The organism is Thalassomonas sp. RHCl1 (assembly GCF_947387555.1).
Classification (GTDB): domain Bacteria; phylum Pseudomonadota; class Gammaproteobacteria; order Enterobacterales; family Alteromonadaceae; genus Thalassomonas.
Window position 1 is genome coordinate 103,251 of record NZ_CANDNZ010000002.1, and the last position, 19,071, is coordinate 122,321.

A 19,071-nucleotide genomic window follows, 5' to 3' on the forward strand; every position below is an offset into this window, starting at 1 on the left:
ATCGGGAGAAGCAGATGGATGATATGAAAGAAGTGACACTATTTTTAATCGAAGATGATGATATCGATGCCATGGCGGTAGAGCGCAGCTTGAAAAAACAAAAAATTGCCAACCCGGTAAAGCGGGCTTATGACGGTGTGCAGGCACTGGAAATGTTGAGGGACGGGGTCGTCAGCAAACCTTTTACCATTTTGCTTGATATTCAAATGCCGAGAATGAATGGCTTGGAGTTTCTCACCGAACTCAGGGCAAATGAGACATTCGCCGATAGTGTTGTCTTTGTGTTGACTACTTCCAAAGCCGAGCAAGATATTATTCATAGTTATCAACATCATGTTGCCGGTTATTTTGTTAAAAATGAAGCCGGAGCAAACTTTCGCGACTGTATCAATATGTTAGACAGCTATTGGAAGATAGTTCATGCGCCTATCTAAGCAACCCGGGCAGGGATAAGTCCGCCCGCTTTACTGAGCCATTCGGGGCAACATCCGCCCTGGTGCGGTAATTGTCGTCGCTCTCTTGATAAGTTTTCCTGCTGTCCCTATGTTTTATTCATGAAGGATGAAAAAAACATATTGCAAAAAAGCATACTCACGGGCGCCTTATTCACTTTGGTATTGTGGTGGATAAAATTGTGCGAACACTTTTTTGGCTGGAGCCTGGTTTCTCTCGGGGTCTATCCCTTATCCCTGCCTGATTTAACCGGTATTGTCTTTGCTCCGCTTATCCATGGCTCATGGGAGCACTTGATCAGCAATACCTTACCTATCCTTATCCTGACCAGTATCTTGTGGTACGGTTACCCCAAATCCCGGCTGCGGGTATTGATTTTGATCTGGTTGCTCTCCGGGCTTGCGGTATGGTTTCTCGGTCGGCCCAGTTATCATATCGGTGCCAGTGGCATTGCCCACGGCCTGTTTTTTTACCTTTTTATCGGTGGCATCTTACGGCGGGATAAACGCTCTGTCGCTTTGTTGATGGTGGCTTTTTATATGTACGGCGGCATGATATTTACCATTTTCCCCCAGGCCCGGGAAATTTCCTTTGAATATCACTTTTTTGGCGCTTTATCCGGGGCCTTGTGTGCCATTGTCTTTAGGAAGGTGGATCCCAAGCCGGTAGTAGAACGTTATGACTGGCAAGATGAAGATGAAAATACCGTTGCACCCGAAGATGACCTGATAGGAGATTTATGGCAACAAGGGCAGGGAATGGTCAATGACAGCAGCGGGGACAGGCAACCGGATGCCCATAAGGAAGAAAAGCAACATGACAGCCCGGGCAGGCCCCTTTAAAAAATAAACAGGCATCATGCTTTATGTGGTGATGTTGGCGGCCAGGTGATTTTATCCGGGATTTCTGCAACAGATATTGCTAACCTTGCTGTTATCTTTTGGGCAAAATCTTTTTTAGTCAAACGGCGACGCAGGACGGTTAAATGAACATACAAGCAGCATCCGCTTCCCAGTATCAGGTCCATATGGATCTGGTCAGTAAAACCTATCCCGAAGGGATAGCCCGGGCCCATAATCTTCCCCTGGAAACGGCGCGTGAGCTGGCGAGAAAACATACGGTTGATGAGTTGCCTCAAGGACAAAATACCAAGGGAAATTATTTTTATGTGCTGCTTGATGGCGAGCAGGTGCTGGGGCATCTGTGGCTGAAAGACTTTAACGCCACCTACTTATGTCTTTTTGATATTCACCTTTATGAACCCTATCGCGGCCAGGGATACGGCAGCCAGGCCATGACCTGGATTAAAGACAAGGCCAAAGCATTAAATTGTCCTTCCGTCTGGCTGCATGTCTTTGGCTTTAATCAGGACGCGATTCGTTTTTATCAAAAAAACGGTTACGGCATTACCGAAGTCAATATGCGCCTGGATCTGCAATAGTTTTACCACTAAGGCTTGACCTGTTGCGGGTGAGCCGGCTGTTTTCTCGCCTTAATCTGGTCTTTTTTAAACGCTTGCTGCTGCTAATTAAGGCAATCGCCACGGTTGGCTAAAAAATTTTTTACGCTAGCTTGTTTTGTGTTTATTTATCTATAAGATGTGCGTTTTATTGTTTTTGCGCTTATCTTTGAGGTCTTCATGGGAAGTCTACGCCGTATTATCCTTATTCATACCCACTTACCCGGAGTGGTTGAATTAGCCCTTGATGGCCATACCAATATCTGTGGCACCAATGCCTCGGGTAAAACCACCTTGCAGCGCCTGGTGCCGGTCTTTTACGGGGAGTTGCCTTCGAAAGTGGTACCGAAAACCCGTAAGAAATTTGATGATTTTTATCTGCCTTGTGATAACAGTTACCTGGTTTACGAGTACCAGCGCGAAGAAGGCAATATCTGCCAGGTGGTATTGACCAGCAAAGCCAAGGAAGGGGTGAATTATCGCCTTATTGAAGGCGCTTTTGCTCATGAACAACTGCTCCTGAAAGATAACCAGGGTAAAGTGAATGCCCTGAGCCAGGAGTTATGGCTTAAGCAATTAAAAGCGGCAGGCATTTCCTATTCCCATAAAATCGGTGCCACCAGCGAGTACCGGGCCATCATCCAAAATGATGTCAGCATGATCCGCGGCAACTCCAAAGACGCCTTAAAGCTGCGCCAGTTAGCGGGGCGTTATTCCCTGGTTTCTCCGCGTCACAGGGTGCGCCATATAGAAAAACTGGTCAGTGCGGTGCATGCCAAAGAAGGCAAGATGGATACCTTGAAATCCATGCTGGCGGCGATTTTTGAAGAAGACGGTTTGGTTCAGCCCACCACCCGGGTAAAAAATACCAAGGCGCGGGAATGGATCAAGCAAATTCGCCAGTCGATGCGTTTGGAAGGTTTGCAGGCGGAGCAGGATAAAATTGAGCTTCTGGCACAAAAGCTTAATGATGTCGAACTTAAACTGTTTCAGCTGCGCCCGTTATTAACCGAAGATCTCGGGGAAAATACCACCCAAAAGGCCGACGTTGAACAAGGTTTAGCTCAGCTTAAACAAAGCTTATCCCGGATTAAAGCCGAGTTTAACGACAAGGAAAACACCTTAAACAGCCGTTTTAGTGAAGTAAATGCCGAACTGGAAGTGATAGGCACCAGGCTCGATAACATCCAGCAGCAATATGACAGTTACCTTGACGGTGATATCGACCAGCTGTCAAAAGACAGTGAAAACTTGCCGTTATGGCGGGAGAACCTGCAACAGCAGCAGGAGCAGTACCAAATCTTGCTTGAGCAATATGGCGATCTGGAAAAGCAGCTCAATCAGCAAAAAATTACCCTCAATGAATCGCTGGAACGCCTGGCCCAGAAAAACCGAAATAAAATTAAAGCGATCGAAAGTGAGCGGGAAAATGTCCGCAACAGTCAGCTCGATAAACAGTCGGCTTTTAATGATGATTATCAAAAACGCAGTGATGAGCTCAAACTCGGTTTTGATCAACAGTTACATCAGCAGCAGGAAATTATGACCCGCTTGCTGGTACAAATCGATAATGTCGGGCCAACCAGGCAGGAACAGGAAGACAGCCAGCTCGCCGATACCCGGCTTGATTTTGCCCAGGATAAGTGGCGTGAAGCCAGTAAAAGCAAGGAAAGGGCGCAGCGGGAGTGGCAACAGGCTCGCCAGGTACAGGATAAGGCACAAACCGTGCTGGAGCAAAGCCGGACTTTCCACCATAAAGCGCGCCAGGAATTACAGCAGCTCGAGCAAATGCTAAATCCGGAGCAGGGCAGTTTGCGTCATTATTTGCGCACTCAACTGCCAGGCTGGGAAAACAGCCTGGGCAAGGTTATCGATCAGGCTTTACTTGAGCGCAGCGATTTAAATCCTCAGCTTGCCCCCGAAAGCCAAGACGGATTTTTTGGCGTTAAGTTGGCGTTAGCTGTGGTCGATGCCCCTGAATATGCCCAGGATGAAATGGCGCTGCAAGAGCGCCTGACACAGGCGCAGAACCGGGTCGAGCAGGCGAAAACCGAGCAGGAGCAGGCGGAAAAAGCCCTGACCGCCAGCCATGAGCAGGTAAAACAGTTGCAGGACATAACCCAGCAAGAGCAGCGTAAGCTTGATGATGCCGATCAGGAAGTCTCTTATGCCCGGGAAAGTAAAAGCCGGTTGGCACAAAAACATAAAGAGGCGATCAGCGCCCGGCAAAGTTTATCCCGCCAGGAATTGGCGAGTGCCAAAGAGCGGCATCAGCAAATTTGCAACCAGCAGCAAAGCAGTTTGGCCAAGCTTAAAGAAGATCACCAACAGCAATTGCTGGAATTTAAAGCGGACTGGCAGGAGCAAATCGATCTCTTTAACGAACAGATCCATGAATTAGAAACCCAGGTGGATGATAAACGCGACAGCAACCGCGCCCAGATCAAACAGCTGGAGCAGGCTTTTAACCAGGAGCTGAGTTCCAAAGAGATAGATCCCAACACCCTGAAACAGCTGCAAGAGGGAATTAAAACCTTAAAAGCGGATATCTCTCAGGTATCCGGCCGTCAGGACGAACTTCGGGAGTACCGCAACTTTATCAGCCAGGAGTGGCAAAAACAGCGTCCCGGCTATCTGGAAAAAGAAATTGCCCTGAAATCCGATGCCGAGTCATTGCGTCTTGAACTGGATCAGCATAAAGCGGCTTACCGCAGCCGGCAACGGGAAATAGAATCACAGCGCCAGCAAGCCCAGCAGTTATTGCAGGAGTACACCGGCTTTATTACCCAGTTGCAGCCCCTGGTGAATAAACTTGCCGAGCTTGATTTTACCGCGTTAGAGCAAAGCAGTGACTTAAGTGCTCTTGAAGATTGTCAGGGCGGGGATCTCAGCGAAAGGCTGAGCCGCGCCCATCAGGGACTGGAGCAAACTGTTAAGTTCTCACGCGAGTTAAAAGAGCGTCTTAATGATTTTGAAAGCCAGCTGACCCGGGATGCCCAGGGGCAGTTTCTCGGCCTGATGGAAAGCGAATTTTCACGGCTCGAGCCCGGCTGTGATGTGCGTTTAAAACTGCCGGTTTTTGACGGCTTGTTGAAAATACTGGCAGATCAGCAAAGGCAAATACTGGAGCAGGGGGAAACCATAGGTGGAGATCTGCATAAGTTTTTCACTGTCTTTAGCGACATCAACCGCCGTATTGCCGGCCAGAGCCAGCGCCTGACCCAGGCGGTTGCGGATGATTTAAACCTTGACGGTATCAAACGCTCGGAAGTGAAAATTATCTCCACCGTGGACGAGCTTAACTTCTGGCAGCCGCTGAAACGTTTTGCCGGTTTGTTCGATGACTGGTGTTTATCCGGTAAGCAGCTGCCGGGTGATGATTATATCGATGCCTTGTCGGATGTGGTGGATCTGCTGCGCAGCGATGCCAGCTATTCGATCGAATCCCTGTTAAGGCTGGAACTGCATTTAAATGAAGCGGGCACAGACTTAGTGATCAAAAATGACCGCCAGTTGCTGGAGTCTTCCAGTCACGGTATGGCTTACTTAATCTTATGTAAGTTCTTGCTGGCTTTTACCCGGTTATTGCGCGGCGATGCGGATATTGTCATCAACTGGCCGATAGATGAAATCGGCACCCTGGCATACCATAATGTCGAAAAATTATTCAGCGCCTGTGACAGCAATAAAATTGCCATCGTCGGCGCCTTTCCGAACCCTGAATCCGATGTTTTGACCTTGTTTAAGCACAGGTACCTTATCGATAAACAGAAAAAACGGCTGCAACGTATTGAGCCTAAATTAAGCCGTATTGCCGAGCGCCTTTCTTCGCAAAATAAGTCACAAAGCAGCGCCGGACAATTGAGTGCAGGACAAGCGCAACAAGCACAAGAAAACTTAGAAAATACCAGCCCTGAGGTGAACGCATGATAGAACACGGCCCCTTATTAGAACGTTTACTGGCGGGACAAAGCATTTGCGCGGTGACCGATGAAGAAGCCTTTCGCCGTCTTCAGGATGAAGTCACCCGGGAAGAGCTTAACCATTATCTGCGTCCCCTTAACCGCCGCCTCGCCCAGAGCCAGGATGGCAGTGTCTTTTTCCTGGCCTACCAGGAATTAACCTCGGATGCCCGGGAGCACTTAAGCCGAGAGTTTAAGCAAACGATACAGTCTTTACTGCCGCTGCTGGAATGGATGCAGCTGGTACAGGAATGCCTGGGCCGGGACAGCGCCTTAAGCGCCGGCGATACTATTAAGCTGCAGGAGTTTGTCCTTAAAACCGAAGACAACCAGTCGCTGAGGTTACGCCTGGGTCAGCTGGCCAGTGATCGTTATTTTAAATCCGGCAGCGACAACCTCGATACCCAGTTAAAACTTATCTTTAAACGGCTTAAAGAAAACGGTTATTTATTCCAGCCCCATAAAGACAGGCAATTTTATGTGGTTACCGGAAAAATAGAGCAGCTGATTGAACTGGTGCGTTTTATTAAAGACGAAGAAAGCCTGCCGCTGGAACAAGAAAGCGAGCAGGAGTCTCTGTTTTGAGGTCGGCAGGTTTGCAAGAAAAAAGCTTAAATAGCAAAGACAGCAAGCAGTCACCCCAGAGCCGGTTACAGGCCCTTGGGGTTGAGCGTTTATCCCTGCTGGGCAAATATGCCCAGCCGCTGATGCAGACCTATATCAGCGGCTATTTTGATGAAACCTCAGTCTCCGAACAGGCCCTGGATAAATTGATCAAGGCCAGGTTATTATGGCGTCCGGACGAGCAGGAAGCCTTATGCCTGCGCCCCGGTGTCAATGGCTTGATTGCCAGTCTTACCGAAGATGAGCGCAAGCGGCAGATCAATGCCGATATTGCCGGTCAGCTGGATCAAATCCGCACCCGGGTGACCCATTACCAGGATGCCCAATACCGGGGGGATTATGCCGCCAGCGAACATCATTTCCAGTTATTGACGGAAAAAGTCCATGATATGACCGGGCAGTTCAGTGATGCTATCGCCAGTTTATGGAACCGGCTTAATTCTGATTTCGGTTTTGTCAGTAACTTAGCGGATAAGATCCGTGAAAATGAACTGGCGCAAAAACAATTAAGGCGTTTGCTCGACGGTTTTGAACTGATTGATTTTAATGAAATGATCGAGCTGGCACAAAGCAACGGCGCTTTGCGTAAACTGCTGGTGAGCCAGTTGCAGGTGAGTATCAGCGATCATGCCAGTTCCTTGCTGGAAGTGCAAAAGCGCCTGGTTGAACTGATGGCAAGGTTCCGTCAGCAGCAGGAACGGGTGCAGTTAATCGCCAGCATGAGTGCTTTTTTAAAGCAGCATCCCAACTTCAGGGTCGGCGATTATGCCAACCGCTCCAAAGTCCCCGAACTGGTGAATCAGGCCAAACCAATTATTGCCAACGCCGCCATTGGCCTGGACCGCAGCAGCGATACCGAAGTGTTGGCGGAGCTGGTACGGGAAATTCCGATAGAGCACCAGGGACAGATACAGATACCGCAAAGCGGCGGCGAGTTTGAGTTAGTGGATGAAAGTCTGCTGCAGGCGCGCGAGCAGGCCCTCAAAGAAGATGTTGAAAACTTTTTTATCGCTATACTGGATACTGCCCCGGGAGAAGACCGGGGGCTTAGCGCTTTGGAGTATTTACAGCAGCGGCAGCTGGACTGGGATGCGGAAATCTGGTTATTCCAGGTGATCGCTGAGTTTGAAGGGCTGGCAACGGAATTTCGCTGCAGTTTTATTCTGGAAAAATGTACCCGGGAATTAGATCCTTTTAACCAGGTAGATATTATTTATGATCTAAACTTGAGGGTGAATCAGGGTCTTGTGCTCAAATAAACGGTTATTTATACTAATAATATGTTAATTATTAACATTAAATCAGCATTTAAAGTCAGCTGATGTGTGAATAATGGTTATAAATTTTCGTTGGGACCCTAGTTTAATCAGATGCAAAGTACATATATTGCCAGACAGGCTATCTTGGACAGGAAGTCCAGAACCATAGGTTATGAATTATTATTCCGGGATAGCCAGGATAATAAGTTTCCAGAAATCGACCCGGATATTGCCAGTGCGAAACTTATTATCCAGAACCATATTCATGGTGATATTGCCGCACTGACCCTGGGAAAAACGGCTTTTATTAATTTCACCGAATATTATTTGATCAATAAATTTCCCCTGCTCTTTGATAAAAAAGCCATCGTCATTGAGCTGGTGGGACATGAATTTCCCACCGAGCGTCTGATTAAAATCATTAAATATTATCATGAAAAAGGCTACCGGATTGCGCTCACCGAATATGATCTGGCTCAGCACTGGGACGTGTTGTTGCCTTATTTGTATCTGATCAAAATCGATGTGAAAAAAATCAATGTCAAACGCCTCAGGGCCCTGATTGGCAAAGCCCGTTCACATGGGGTACTGCTGGCGGCGGAAAAAGTGGAAACCCGCTATCAGCTGCAATCCCTGGCGGAAGTAGGCTTTAACTATTTCCAGGGGTTTTTCTATCATGAGCCGGAAATTGTTACCGGGCAGACCCTGTCGCCGATCAAGGCACAAATGCTGAAACTGATCAGCGAAACCGCGAATACCCCGCTGAACTTTGATGCCATTGCCGAAATCCTCGCCCATGATGTCAACCTCAGCATAGGTTTGCTGAAAATGGTGAATAATGTCTCCACCGGTACTAAGGTGGCGATCACCTCGATCAAGCAGGCAGCGGCTTACCTTGGCGAAAAGAAATTAAAGCAGTTTGTTGCCATTTTAGCCTTGTCTAAATTGAGTACCGAATGCACCGATGAGATTGCCAAACAATCCTTGATCACAGCCCGTTTGATGTCGGAGCTGGCACAAAAAAGTGATTTTAAGCAGGTGAAAGATTTTGCCTTTATCACTGGTTTGTTAAGCGCCATGGAGGTGATTTTGGCGATGCCTATGGCAGATATTTTACGTACCATGCCGCTGGCAAAACCGATAGAAGAGGCGTTAATGTACCGCAGCGGTTTATTGGGTAAGCTGTTATCTATGACCAGCCATTATATTATTGGCGATAATGGCACCTTGATGGAAAAATTCAGCGATTATTCCCTGACCGCAGAACTGATCCAGGAGGAATTTGTTTCCGCCAGCAGGTGGTGCAGTGAATTAACCCAGGCCTGATGAAGTCAGGGGCTTATTCCGGCTGCGTGGCTAAGGTACGATTCCGGGTGTGGGCCGGGCGGGTTAATAAAGTATCAGTTGCTTAGGCGAAATATCTGTAAATAAAAGGTTTTTTATAGTTGTAGTTTTTTTGAACTGTCAGTATAGTGGGTGTTGTTGCCATTATGTAAAGGAAAGGTAGCACTAATGATATGCTCTGATCAAAGGATTGATTAATAGCGTACCGTTATTAAAGCAGTTTACCGGGGAAGTTGCTGGCAAATATTTCCGCCTGGCGGAGATACTTTTGTCTGTACCCGGTTGAGCAAAAGGGATTTTTGCACGGTAAACTATCAGCAATCCTGGATTAGTGAAGATCACATTAAACTAATCAAGGATGATTACAATGAAAATACCCAGTCAAGGAACCATAATTTTTATGGTTTTACTGCTGTTATCGCCGTTAAAGCTTTTTGCTTTGCCGGAGATAGATACTTCACTCACCGCGTCACTTATCAATAACCCTTTTAGTTATCACGCCAATTATCCGGGATTTCGCATTGGCCAGCCGGTTCCCCTGGAAATTGCTTATGACAGCCAGTCGGTGAAGGTGGCTAAGAATGCCCTCGGGGTACGCGAGCTGGATATGACCAATATGTGTCATTTCAACCTGGTGAAATCTCGTCTGGATGAGGCGGATATCAGTGAGGAGGAGTTTCCCCATTTACACCGGAACATGGAATTGAAACAGCAACAGCAACAGCTGGAAAAACTCTTTCCCACCCCGATGCAAATAGCCGCGTTGTCAGATAAAATGAAAAATGCCAGACATGTGTTCTTAGCCATGAATGTCGCCATTTCCCCGCAAGATAATAGTCCCTACCTGGTCATACACACGAAAAATTCGGTACAGGGGGGAACTTTTACTACCTATCTGGATTTGTTGCTTGAAGACAGCACTGGCAAGGCGCTGGCGCCGATGGAACATACCCTGGAGTTTTATGAAGGGGAAGATACCGTCACCACTGTGATTGTATCACTGGACACTTTAAAACATAATTTTCCCGGGCTGGAGACGATACATGTCAGCTCTTATGTCGAAACCCAGGCACTTGACGGCACTATCTCTTCGGCCATCAAGCATAGCCAGTATCCTTTTTCCTGGGCAGATATCGAACAGGCATTCGGCCACTTGTTAAACCACGACATTAATGCGGATAACCCGGCAGAAAAAACAACAGCGCAAACATCTGCGGGGCGCCTTTATCAATACCTCAGCCAAGGTTTCGCCGATACAGATCGCGGTGACATTATCCGGCTGTGTTTGACGCCTGGTTTGCCGGGCTGTGCTCAACAGGTGAAGGGACTAATGCCTGCAGCGCAGGGGGCAAGGGTAAACTCCCCCTTAGCGACCCGTTGGTGAGCCTCTGTGAAAGTAAAGGGCTTTACTTTTCAGAGCCGCCGGCGGGGATTTTTAAAGCTGGCATTGATGAAGTCAGCAACATCGACCGCCGGGTTTTCAAGAATGGCAACATCGCCGGGCAAGAGGGGGCAGTAAGCTTGTTAAGTTTAGCCATCAACACCAAGGCCATGGGTTATGAGCTTTGTGTCTAAGGCAGTCATGCCTTATTGCTGCCTGGCCGTGCGGGTTAATAACTTGCTTTATCGGGCATTTGCCAGCCATGTTGTTGGCAAAGCTGCTCTAATAAAGTGATGTCATGGGCCATTTCCTGTTTGAGCCAGTGAATAAAAATCTCGGCTTCCTTATCGGCGTTGCTTTGCGGCGCCAGGTAGTAATAATATTGCCACGGGCTGTGGCATAAGCTGGCATTTGCAGGCAGCAACAATTGTTGCTCTTTTAGCTGTTCTAAGATCAACATAACATCCATCATGGCTGCGCCTTCGCCGCTGGCTGCGGCACAGACGGCAAGATCTAAGCTATTGAAGGTGATGCCTTTATCCAGGCTGTGATCGGTAATGGCGTTAAAATGCAGCCAGCCATGCCAGTCAGCCCTGTCCTGGGTCGGGTGGATCCTGGTCAGGGATAATGTATCGGTTAACGATAAGGCTTTATTGCCTGTACTCAGGACGGGCGCATAAACCGGCGCCATCACTTCTTTTCTTAATATATTGTTGCTGTAACGGGCATCCGGGTATTTTTCGCCGAAGATGGCGATATCATAACCGCCGCTTTCAAGATTGACATTGACGCCGTTTTGAAACCAGGCCAGGGTTAACTCCACCTGGATGTCCGGGTATTGCCGGCGAAAATTTACCATACGTCCCGCCAGCCAGCGTGAAGCCAGGCTGGTTTCCACCTTAACTTTCAACTCCCCCTGCTGTGAAGGGGCCAGCTGATAAATTGCGCGGTTTAATTCTCCGAACTGCCGGGTTAACAAGGTGGAGAGCTCCCGTCCTTCATTGGTTAGCGCCAGCGATCGGTGCAGACGAATAAACAAGGTTAAACCTAAGTTGTCTTCGAGTTGACGGATTTGCCGACTTACAGCGCTTTGGGTGACATTGAGCTCGGTGGCGGCATCGGTAAAACTCAAATAGCGGGCGGCCGCTTCAAATACCCTTAAGCTGTTGAGGGATTGCGGCAATTTACCGTGGCGTTTTAAGACGTGTCGTTGCATTGGTTGATCTCCCCGGCAAGATGGTTTTTTAACCTTGTTTGAGCATGCTTTGCTTGCATGAGTTTTTTGCATGCCAGATTCGCATAAATGTCGTTTGAAAAGCAAGTATCTCCCGGGTATCTTGGCTGATATTCAATATAATAAGGCCTCATCGTGAAAAAATTAGTAAAACTGGCAGTACCTCTGATCATTTCACAATTAGTCGCCCAGCTGATGGTGTTGTCAGATGTCTGGATGATGGCGCAGATCAGCGTCACCACCTTAGCAGCCGGAGGTTTGGCGGCCTCGGTGTATGGTTTTATTTTTATCCTGGTGCACAGTGTGATCGGCTCGTCGGCCAATTTGCTGGCGATAGCCTGTGGCGAACAGGGGCGGGGCCGGGAAAATGACCGGGAAATTCGTAAAATCATTAAAGGCAGCCTGTTATTGTCTGTGCTGGTTTCCCTGGCGTTGCTGCCGCTGTTTTATAATCTCGAGGCTTTATTTGTTCTGGCCGGGCAGGATGAGGCAATCATCACTATCGCCATGCAATATCTGGATACGCTGAAGTGGGCCATGCTGCCGACCCTGCTGCTTTTGGTGGCGCGCAGTTTTGCTGTGGCTTTTGCTGCGGGTAAGTCGGTGCTGTGGATCACGGTGATTTCTGTGTTGTTAAATATTGTGCTGAGTTATTCACTGGCGTTTCATTTTCATCTCGGGGTCAGCGGTATAGGGGCAGGGACGACAATTGCCGCCTTTATTACGGCTGCGGGATATCTCTTTTGGTTGTTTACCCGTCCGGCATTTTACCGCTATCGTCCCTGGTGCCTGTGGTCTGAATATCGTCTGGCGACGACTCTACCTTTGATAAAAATTGGCAGTGCGGTCGCGCTCGCCACCTTAACCGAATACAGTTTGATTTCGGGGGCCGCCCTGATGGCGGGTACTTTAGGGGCAGTGTCACTGGCAATGCACCAGATCGCCCTGCAAATTCTAAGCTTCTCCTGGAATATTGCCTTTGGTATTGCCCAGGCGACGTCGATGGAAGTCGGGCAGCAATTTGGCGCCGGGCAGGGTAAAACCGAGATCAAAAAGACATCGGTAAACGGTTTAGTGCTGGCGACTGTGATAAGTGCGGTGATCGGGGGAGTATTTATCTTGTACCCCAGTGGCTTAACTGCTTTATTTGCCAGTGAGCAAGACGTGCTTTTTGAAGAGCTGGTGTCGATTCTGCCGACCGTGATCCTGGTCACCGCCTGTTGCCTGGTGGTGGATGCCTGGCAGTTAATGGCGCTTAATATCTTGCGGGGGTTAAAAATTGTTACCGTGCCGGCACTGTTAACCGCCGTCGGCTATTGTCTGGCGGGACTGCCCGCGGCCTGGCTGTTGATGGCTAATTTTCAGTTGGCGGGGATCTGGGCAGGGATAGGCCTGGGGCTGGCACTGACGGGGATATTATTGCTGCTTCAGTTGCAAGTTTCGATGAAAAAGCTGGCCGGATAAAAGCTTCATTGTACCGGTTATGAAAAATGGCCAGTTTCCGGGAGCAGAAAGTGAATACATGCCTCTTTGACCATTTGATTTATGCTTTCCTCCTTAACAGGCCGAATAAGCAAGGGGGCAAGTGCAATATTCGCCTGTAATATTACAGTGAAATATGGCATCGGATTTGGTGCTTATCCTCCCGAGTGGGATTGGGATGCTAAGCTTTAAAAGCGATCAGCAGAGTGGGGACTGCAGGTGGAATTGATGACCAAGCGTTATATTTTTGCTCTTGCGGCGTTGCTCGGCATTTTTTGGGAAAAGGCACTGGCACTGGATATTTACAGTCATAAAATGGAATTTTTGATGCTTGAAGATGGCAGCGGCGCTTATCAAAAGTTGTTGGCAGTGTTGAGTCAAAACGCCAAGCTGTCGTATAAAATCAATATGCTGCCTATTAACAGGGCTCAATTAGCTTTTGCGGAAAATAGTCAATCCTGCTTGTTATCAGGTGCCGGTAGTCTGGATAATATCCGGCATCAATATATTTCATCTTTACCTCTGGGGTTTATCCGCCTGCACCTTTTTAATTTACCGGGAAAAACTAAGCTCACTTCTTTTGCTGACTTATCGGCGGACAACACCTTAGGGGGTCTTATCGGGCTTAAAAAGCTGTACGACAAGTTGCTACCTGAAGAGCTGGAGATAGAGCTGGTGAATAACGATGAGCAAAATTTGAAAAAGTTACGCCTGGGACGTATTGATGCTGTGTTAGCCTTTTTACCTGACTTTCGCCGTTATCAGGCGCAGCTACAATATTCCCCGGAATTTGTACTTTATCAGAGCTATGACAGTGTCTTTTGTCATGATACCGCAAGTAACAGGTTATATATCGAAACGCTAAACCGTGCACTGGAGCAGATAACGGCAGATAACCGCTATCGGAAGATCATGGGGGAGTTGTATATGCCTCCCGGTTTTTAGTTGTCTGTTTACTTGGTTGCCCGGTGCCTTGACTGACTTTAAGATATTTTTGCCGCTTTAGGCATAAACTTAATTTAATCTATATAAGTTATTTGAGCGGTTTTTTATGCCAATCAAGCCGAGTTTGTTATGCCTGTTGATGTTTTTGTCGCAGCAAGTGCCAGCACAAGAGAATATCTGCCATAAAGTTGTGGTTGGCGGATCAAACCGGTGGTTTCCCGTCGCTTTTGTCGCTGAAGGCACAGAGCATGCTCAAGGCATAGGTTATGATCTGATCAGGCATATCGGGGATAAAATGGCGCTTAAACTTGAATTTAAAGCCCGGCTTCCCTGGAAAAGGGCATTGAAATATTTAGAAAACGGTCAGCTGGATATGATATCTGCCTTGTATTGGAATGAGCCCAGAGGCAGGATTTTTCACTATTCCCGGGCTTATTTTCATAATGAATCCCATATTTTTGTTTTAAATGATAAGGTTTTTCCTTATCAAGACTTTACCGACTTAAAAGGTTTAACGGGCATTTATCTTAGCGGCAGCAGCTTCGGTGAAGACTTTGATCGCTTTATCCGGGAAAAGCAGCTGCAACTGCAAGAGGTAAGCAATAAAAAGATGATGATCAGGGCATTATTTAGCGGTTTGGCAGATTACCTGATCCATGATCAAGCCGATATGTCCAGTTACCTGAAACAGCGCCAGTTGCACACCACTATTGTTGCTTTGCCGACACCGCTTGCCGCGCTGGCGGTATACTTTGGTTTCTCGAAAAAATCTCCCTGCGCCGCTTTATTACCTGTGATTAACCGGGAGATCAAGCGGGCACAGGCTGACGGGACTGTGACCAAGTTGATTGAGAAATATAGAAAAAAAGGTTAAAAAAAAGGCCACGAACCGGTTCCGGCATGGCCTTGATGTGCGCTTTGATGCCGGCTTTTTGCCTTAAGCGGCGCCGGCAAAAGTTTCTTCTATGACGGCCAGCAGGCGCTCGCTGTCGACCCCCATGCAGATCTTGCTTTGTGGTTTATCCTGCCAGTGGGGCAACGGATAATGTTTATCCGGATGGGCGATAATGGTTTGTCCTATGGCGACTCCTTCGGTGGCGACGCGGACAATGCCCGGCTCTGTGGTAAAGACCTCAGGCGCCATGGCGTACACTATGGTGGAAGCATCATGGACAAAGCAGCCTTCGATGCCGAAGGTTTTATTGTAAAAGTCAAAATAGAACTGGGTCGACTGATATAACAACTCTCCGGCTTTGCTGTCGGCGGCGCGGATTTTTTGCAACAAGGTTTCATCCATCATCACCTTATGGGTGACATCCAGGCCGACCATAGTCACCGGCCAGTCGGCGGTAAAGACGATATCGGCGGCATGGGGATCGTTGATAATATTGGCTTCTGCCACCGGGGTAACATTGCCCGGCTCAACTGCGGCGCCGCCCATTAAGATCACTTCATCCACCAGGTTGACTATTTCCGGGTCCAGCTCCAGTGCTTTGGCCAGGTTACCCAGCGGCCCCAAGGCGATTAACGTCACTTCGTTGGGGTTGGCCCGTACGGTCTCGACAATAAATTCGGCGGCGCTGCGGTCATCGGCTTTGGTGGTTTCTGCCGGCCAGTTGATATTGCCAAAGCCGTCTTTGCCGTGGACAAAGTCGGGATGGGGCAGCTGAGGCGCCGCTAAAGGGGTTGCCACCCCTTCGGCCACCGGGATATCTTTTTGTGCCAGCTCCACCAGCTTCAGGGCATTGGAGGTTGCCAGGGAGACCGGGACATTACCAAAAGTTGTGGTTAGGCCCAGCACTTCAAGGGAAGGGGCATTAAATGCCAGCATGATTGCCATGGCATCATCGATGCCGGGATCTGTATCAATAATAATTTTACGTGTCATCTTACTTCTCTTTTAAAAACTGGCTGACTTCTTCATGGCCCGGGATCGCCGTACTGGCGCCTTCGCGGGTGACACAGATGGCAGAGGCGGCGCAGGCCTGCTTAAGCACGTTTTCTACACTCAGATGACTGGTAAAACCTGCCAGGGCGTAACCGATAAAAGTATCTCCGGCGGCGGTGGTGTCGACGGCTTTGACTTTAAAGGCGGGTACTTGCGTGATTTCTTGCCCGTTAAGGTAACGTACGCCTTCGGCCCCTAAGGTCATCAGGATCTGTAAGTTAGGGTGCTGTCCGACCAGGCTGGCCTGGGCAGCATCGACATTATCGACACCGGCTAAATCCATGGCTTCCACTTCATTGACGATTAACAGGTCGATATCGGCTAAGTGTTTTTCAACCAGGGATTTATCCATGGGAGCCGGATTATAAACCACCGTTAAACCATGCGCTTTGGCGGTGGAGATTATGGTGTCTATTTCGTTGGTTTCGTTTTGTAATAATACCCAGTCATTTTTATCGGCGTTGGCCAATACTTGCTTGATTTGCGGTGCGTTCAGGGCATGGTTGGCCCCGGCAAACAACACGATGGCATTTTCCGCTTCTTTATTCACCTGGATAATGGCATGACCTGTGGCCAGGTCCAACGTGGCAATTTGCTCGGTATTTACCCCTTTGGCTTCAAGCTCCGCCAAAAGGTGAGTGTCTTGTTTTGAGATCGCTCCCACATGCACCACGTCACAACCTGCTTTGGCCAGGGCAACCGACTGGTTGGCGCCTTTACCGCCGAGAATTTTCTGGTAATGATCCGAAGTCATGGTTTCGCCGGGGCGAACAAAATGATCAACAGAGTAAACATGGTCGATATTGATCGAACCAAAGTTGAATATCGTCATCAACGATCCTGATTATTAGTATTTAAAGAATGTGTTAAACAGAGTAACAGATCTGTGTTTTATGATGCCGGAGGGAAAATTATTTTTCATCGGCATCACTTTTATAACACAAACTTTTGTTATGTGTAAGCAGCATATGCAATTTATCGCGTTAAGTACAGCGAGGCGGGCGGTAAATAACCAGCAGAATGGGTTTTTCCTGTTATGCCGAACCCGGGATGAAAACAGGGGGAAACTGATACTAAGCTGATACTAAATTCTTACTGTTCCTTAACTAGACTCTACTTAGGCTGGGGTTAATAAATCCAGCATTATCAGAAACTTTTCATCAATGGCTCTTGAGCTTTATTTAATCATGGATCCGCTGACAGGGAGTTTTTCATCAGTGCTTATGAGACAGAGAAGATCAACACTATATATTGTACTTAAAGCGGGTGTAAGCCTAGTGTGCCCGGTGAAGGCGGTCGGGTATTAAGCGATGACAGATCCGCTGGAAAAAGCAGAGATAAATACCGATGTTATTATCGTCGGTGCAGGGCCTGCCGGCGCTGCGGCGGCATTGACCCTGTTAACCTACTCAGATCTCAAGGTCACTTTGGTTGAACAATCGGACTTAAATGATGTCCGGGTGGCAGAGCATGTCGGCTCAGATATCTTTGACTTACTCGGTTATTTAAAGATAACCAAATCAGCCTTTCCCGAGGACACTTTTTTACCTTGTTATAACCAGACCAGTTATTGGGGCGGTGATGAGCCGGTGAGGGTGCAGGATCTCTTTAACATAGACAACAAGGCTTTTCGCCTGGATCGGGAGAAGTTTGACTTTGTCTTGCTTGGCTATGTTGCCGCCAGAGGCGGCCTGGTTTATTCCCGAACCCGGTGTACAGGCTTTGCCCAGGGCGCCGATCACAGCTGGCAATTGAACCTGAAAAACCGCAGTCAGGGCCGTTTTAAACTCAATGGCCGTTATTTAATTGATGCCTGCGGCCGTAAGGCCGATGTCTGCCGTCAGGTGGGAGTGCTCAGTGCCAGGCATGATAAGTTAATGGGCGTCGGGGCATTTTTTCACTTTGATAAAACCCGCAAAACCAAACAAGAACAAGTGATGGAGAGCCATGAACTTGGCTGGTGGTATTGCGCCAGACTGCCGGATCATCGCCAGGTGGTGGCTTTTTTCTCTGATGCCGATATTATCGGCCAGCACAGATTAAACCAGCCGGAGAACTGGCAGCAGTTACTCGCCCAGAGCCGGCATATTAAATTTGGTGGCAAAGGGGGGGCTGTTTTATCCGGCGCCCCCTGGGTGCGAAATGCCAGCAGCCATATCACCCATTCGGTGTTGAAGAAAAACTTTATTGCCGTAGGGGATGCCGCGGCTTCCTTTGACCCCATCTCTGCCATAGGTTTAGGCTTTGCCATGACCTCAGCCTGCCATGGCGCCAAGGCGGTGCAAACCCAGTTAACGTCAACAGATAAACAGACCAAACAGGCACAGCTTGATGCCTATCAGCAGGAAGTTGTTGATCATTTTGAGCACTATCTACGCTTGCGTAAAAAGTGTTATCGCCATGAGCACCGCTGGTCGGGGGCGACATTCTGGTCCCGCAGGCGCTGAAGATGAGCAGCTGATATTAAAAAAATGCAGTCTCAGCTATAACCTCCCGTGCCCATGAAGGACTTTATCCAGGTGAGTACCTTTCATCGCGGGGCTGCGGCTGTTTAGCCGCTATCAGGTTAATTGAGCCAGTCTGGCTTTAAGGGCTTTTGGGACTTTGATGGTTTCTTTCGTTTCGGGGGATACACACACCTGGGTCAGGCGGGCGCTAAAGGCCAGGGTATCATCGGCTAAGTATCCCTCAATCAAGAAGCAAAACGCATGTACCCGAATTTCCTCAACCGATATCCTGATATCGAGCTCGTCATCCCAGGTGACCGGGTGCAAAAACTCAAATGACAAAGATCTTGCCGGCGGCAAAATACCATAACTTATCAGTGCTGAGATGCCGCCTTTACTTTCAAACAGTACTGCTAAGGCACTGTCTACTGCTTCGATGGCAAAATCGGCAAACCTGGGGGTATATACTATGCCGCCGGGATCGCAATCCCCGAACAGGACTTTTCTTTTAATGGTAATAGCATTGGGCATTA

General features: G+C 48.3%; 17 protein-coding genes. 13 read left to right on the forward strand and 4 right to left on the reverse strand.

Going from position 1 to position 19,071, the window contains the following annotated elements; genetic code table 11:
* Nucleotides 1-14 precede the first annotated feature (14 nt).
* From QL234_RS06570 to QL234_RS06610, 9 genes are all read left to right on the forward strand, one after another.
* On the forward strand, nt 15-434 hold the full coding sequence (locus QL234_RS06570; protein WP_281557047.1) for a response regulator: 420 nt from the start codon (nt 15-17) through the stop codon (nt 432-434).
* 141 nt (nt 435-575) lie between these two features.
* Entirely contained in the window at nt 576-1,295 is a 720-nt protein-coding gene (locus QL234_RS06575) for a rhomboid family intramembrane serine protease (RefSeq protein WP_281557048.1), read from the forward strand.
* A gap of 143 nt (nt 1,296-1,438) precedes the next feature.
* Complete coding sequence (locus QL234_RS06580) at nt 1,439-1,894, forward strand: GNAT family N-acetyltransferase (protein WP_281557049.1); 456 nt, start codon at nt 1,439-1,441, stop codon at nt 1,892-1,894.
* Between the two features lie 198 nt (nt 1,895-2,092).
* Nucleotides 2,093-5,842, forward strand: a complete 3,750-nt coding sequence (locus tag QL234_RS06585) for an ATP-binding protein (RefSeq protein ID WP_281557050.1) — start codon at nt 2,093-2,095, stop codon at nt 5,840-5,842.
* Complete coding sequence (locus tag QL234_RS06590) at nt 5,839-6,459, forward strand: hypothetical protein (RefSeq protein WP_044831684.1); 621 nt, start codon at nt 5,839-5,841, stop codon at nt 6,457-6,459. Before QL234_RS06585 ends, QL234_RS06590 begins: the two co-directional genes overlap by 4 nt.
* 11 nt (nt 6,460-6,470) lie before the next feature.
* Nucleotides 6,471-7,757, forward strand: coding sequence for a hypothetical protein (locus QL234_RS06595; protein ID WP_281557051.1), 1,287 nt, complete (start codon nt 6,471-6,473; stop codon nt 7,755-7,757).
* Nucleotides 7,758-7,868: 111 nt separating this feature from the next.
* A complete protein-coding gene (locus QL234_RS06600) occupies nt 7,869-9,083 on the forward strand; it encodes an HDOD domain-containing protein (protein ID WP_281557052.1) in 1,215 nt (404 codons plus the stop codon).
* Between the two features lie 385 nt (nt 9,084-9,468).
* Nucleotides 9,469-10,485 carry a hypothetical protein gene (locus QL234_RS06605; RefSeq protein WP_281557053.1) on the forward strand — a complete coding sequence of 339 codons (1,017 nt, stop codon included), beginning with the start codon at nt 9,469-9,471 and terminating at the stop codon, nt 10,483-10,485.
* Nucleotides 10,482-10,676: a hypothetical protein gene (locus tag QL234_RS06610; RefSeq protein WP_281557054.1), complete on the forward strand. Its 195-nt coding sequence runs from the start codon at nt 10,482-10,484 to the stop codon at nt 10,674-10,676. The genes QL234_RS06605 and QL234_RS06610 overlap by 4 nt, the downstream gene beginning before the upstream one ends.
* Nucleotides 10,677-10,711: 35 nt before the next feature.
* Here QL234_RS06610 and QL234_RS06615 read toward each other — a convergent pair whose 3' ends face one another.
* The gene (locus QL234_RS06615) at nt 10,712-11,698 is read right to left on the reverse strand and encodes a LysR family transcriptional regulator (protein WP_281557055.1); all 987 of its coding nucleotides are present in this window, start codon (nt 11,696-11,698) and stop codon (nt 10,712-10,714) included.
* Between the two features lie 153 nt (nt 11,699-11,851).
* Here QL234_RS06615 and QL234_RS06620 point away from each other — a divergent pair, with 153 nt between their 5' ends.
* The 3 genes from QL234_RS06620 (at nt 11,852) to QL234_RS06630 (ending at nt 15,017) form a co-directional block, all read left to right on the forward strand.
* Entirely contained in the window at nt 11,852-13,180 is a 1,329-nt protein-coding gene (locus tag QL234_RS06620; protein WP_281557056.1) for an MATE family efflux transporter, read from the forward strand.
* 246 nt (nt 13,181-13,426) lie between these two features.
* On the forward strand, nt 13,427-14,143 hold the full coding sequence (locus QL234_RS06625; protein ID WP_281557057.1) for a transporter substrate-binding domain-containing protein: 717 nt from the start codon (nt 13,427-13,429) through the stop codon (nt 14,141-14,143).
* A gap of 106 nt (nt 14,144-14,249) precedes the next feature.
* The gene (locus tag QL234_RS06630; RefSeq protein ID WP_281557058.1) at nt 14,250-15,017 is read left to right on the forward strand and encodes a transporter substrate-binding domain-containing protein; all 768 of its coding nucleotides are present in this window, start codon (nt 14,250-14,252) and stop codon (nt 15,015-15,017) included.
* A gap of 63 nt (nt 15,018-15,080) precedes the next feature.
* Here the strand turns inward: QL234_RS06630 and QL234_RS06635 are convergent, their stop codons facing one another.
* Complete coding sequence (locus QL234_RS06635; protein WP_281557059.1) at nt 15,081-16,031, reverse strand: nucleoside hydrolase; 951 nt, start codon at nt 16,029-16,031, stop codon at nt 15,081-15,083.
* Between the two features lies 1 nt (nt 16,032).
* A complete protein-coding gene (locus tag QL234_RS06640) occupies nt 16,033-16,923 on the reverse strand; it encodes a ribokinase (protein ID WP_281557060.1) in 891 nt (296 codons plus the stop codon).
* Between the two features lie 478 nt (nt 16,924-17,401).
* Here QL234_RS06640 and lodB point away from each other — a divergent pair, with 478 nt between their 5' ends.
* Nucleotides 17,402-18,538 carry a lysine-epsilon-oxidase maturase LodB gene (gene lodB / locus QL234_RS06645; RefSeq protein ID WP_281557061.1) on the forward strand — a complete coding sequence of 379 codons (1,137 nt, stop codon included), beginning with the start codon at nt 17,402-17,404 and terminating at the stop codon, nt 18,536-18,538.
* Between the two features lie 114 nt (nt 18,539-18,652).
* On the opposite strand, the gene QL234_RS06650 is transcribed toward lodB, so the two are convergent.
* Nucleotides 18,653-19,069 carry a thioesterase family protein gene (locus tag QL234_RS06650; RefSeq protein ID WP_281557062.1) on the reverse strand — a complete coding sequence of 139 codons (417 nt, stop codon included), beginning with the start codon at nt 19,067-19,069 and terminating at the stop codon, nt 18,653-18,655.
* Nucleotides 19,070-19,071 lie beyond the last annotated feature (2 nt).

Excerpts from the sequence above, each read along its gene's own strand:
- QL234_RS06615 (WP_281557055.1), bottom strand. The coding sequence starts at position 11,698 with ATGCAACGACACGTCTTAAAACGCCACGGTAAATTGCCGCAATCCCTC.
- QL234_RS06650 (WP_281557062.1), bottom strand. The coding sequence starts at position 19,069 with ATGCCCAATGCTATTACCATTAAAAGAAAAGTCCTGTTCGGGGATTGC.
- QL234_RS06630 (WP_281557058.1), top strand. The coding sequence starts at position 14,250 with ATGCCAATCAAGCCGAGTTTGTTATGCCTGTTGATGTTTTTGTCGCAG.
- QL234_RS06600 (WP_281557052.1), top strand. The coding sequence starts at position 7,869 with ATGCAAAGTACATATATTGCCAGACAGGCTATCTTGGACAGGAAGTCC.
- QL234_RS06625 (WP_281557057.1), top strand. The coding sequence starts at position 13,427 with ATGACCAAGCGTTATATTTTTGCTCTTGCGGCGTTGCTCGGCATTTTT.
- QL234_RS06605 (WP_281557053.1), top strand. The coding sequence starts at position 9,469 with ATGAAAATACCCAGTCAAGGAACCATAATTTTTATGGTTTTACTGCTG.
- QL234_RS06580 (WP_281557049.1), top strand. The coding sequence starts at position 1,439 with ATGAACATACAAGCAGCATCCGCTTCCCAGTATCAGGTCCATATGGAT.
- lodB (WP_281557061.1), top strand. The coding sequence starts at position 17,402 with ATGACAGATCCGCTGGAAAAAGCAGAGATAAATACCGATGTTATTATC.
- QL234_RS06585 (WP_281557050.1), top strand. The coding sequence starts at position 2,093 with ATGGGAAGTCTACGCCGTATTATCCTTATTCATACCCACTTACCCGGA.
- QL234_RS06570 (WP_281557047.1), top strand. The coding sequence starts at position 15 with ATGGATGATATGAAAGAAGTGACACTATTTTTAATCGAAGATGATGAT.
- QL234_RS06590 (WP_044831684.1), top strand. The coding sequence starts at position 5,839 with ATGATAGAACACGGCCCCTTATTAGAACGTTTACTGGCGGGACAAAGC.
- QL234_RS06635 (WP_281557059.1), bottom strand. The coding sequence starts at position 16,031 with ATGACACGTAAAATTATTATTGATACAGATCCCGGCATCGATGATGCC.
- QL234_RS06640 (WP_281557060.1), bottom strand. The coding sequence starts at position 16,923 with ATGACGATATTCAACTTTGGTTCGATCAATATCGACCATGTTTACTCT.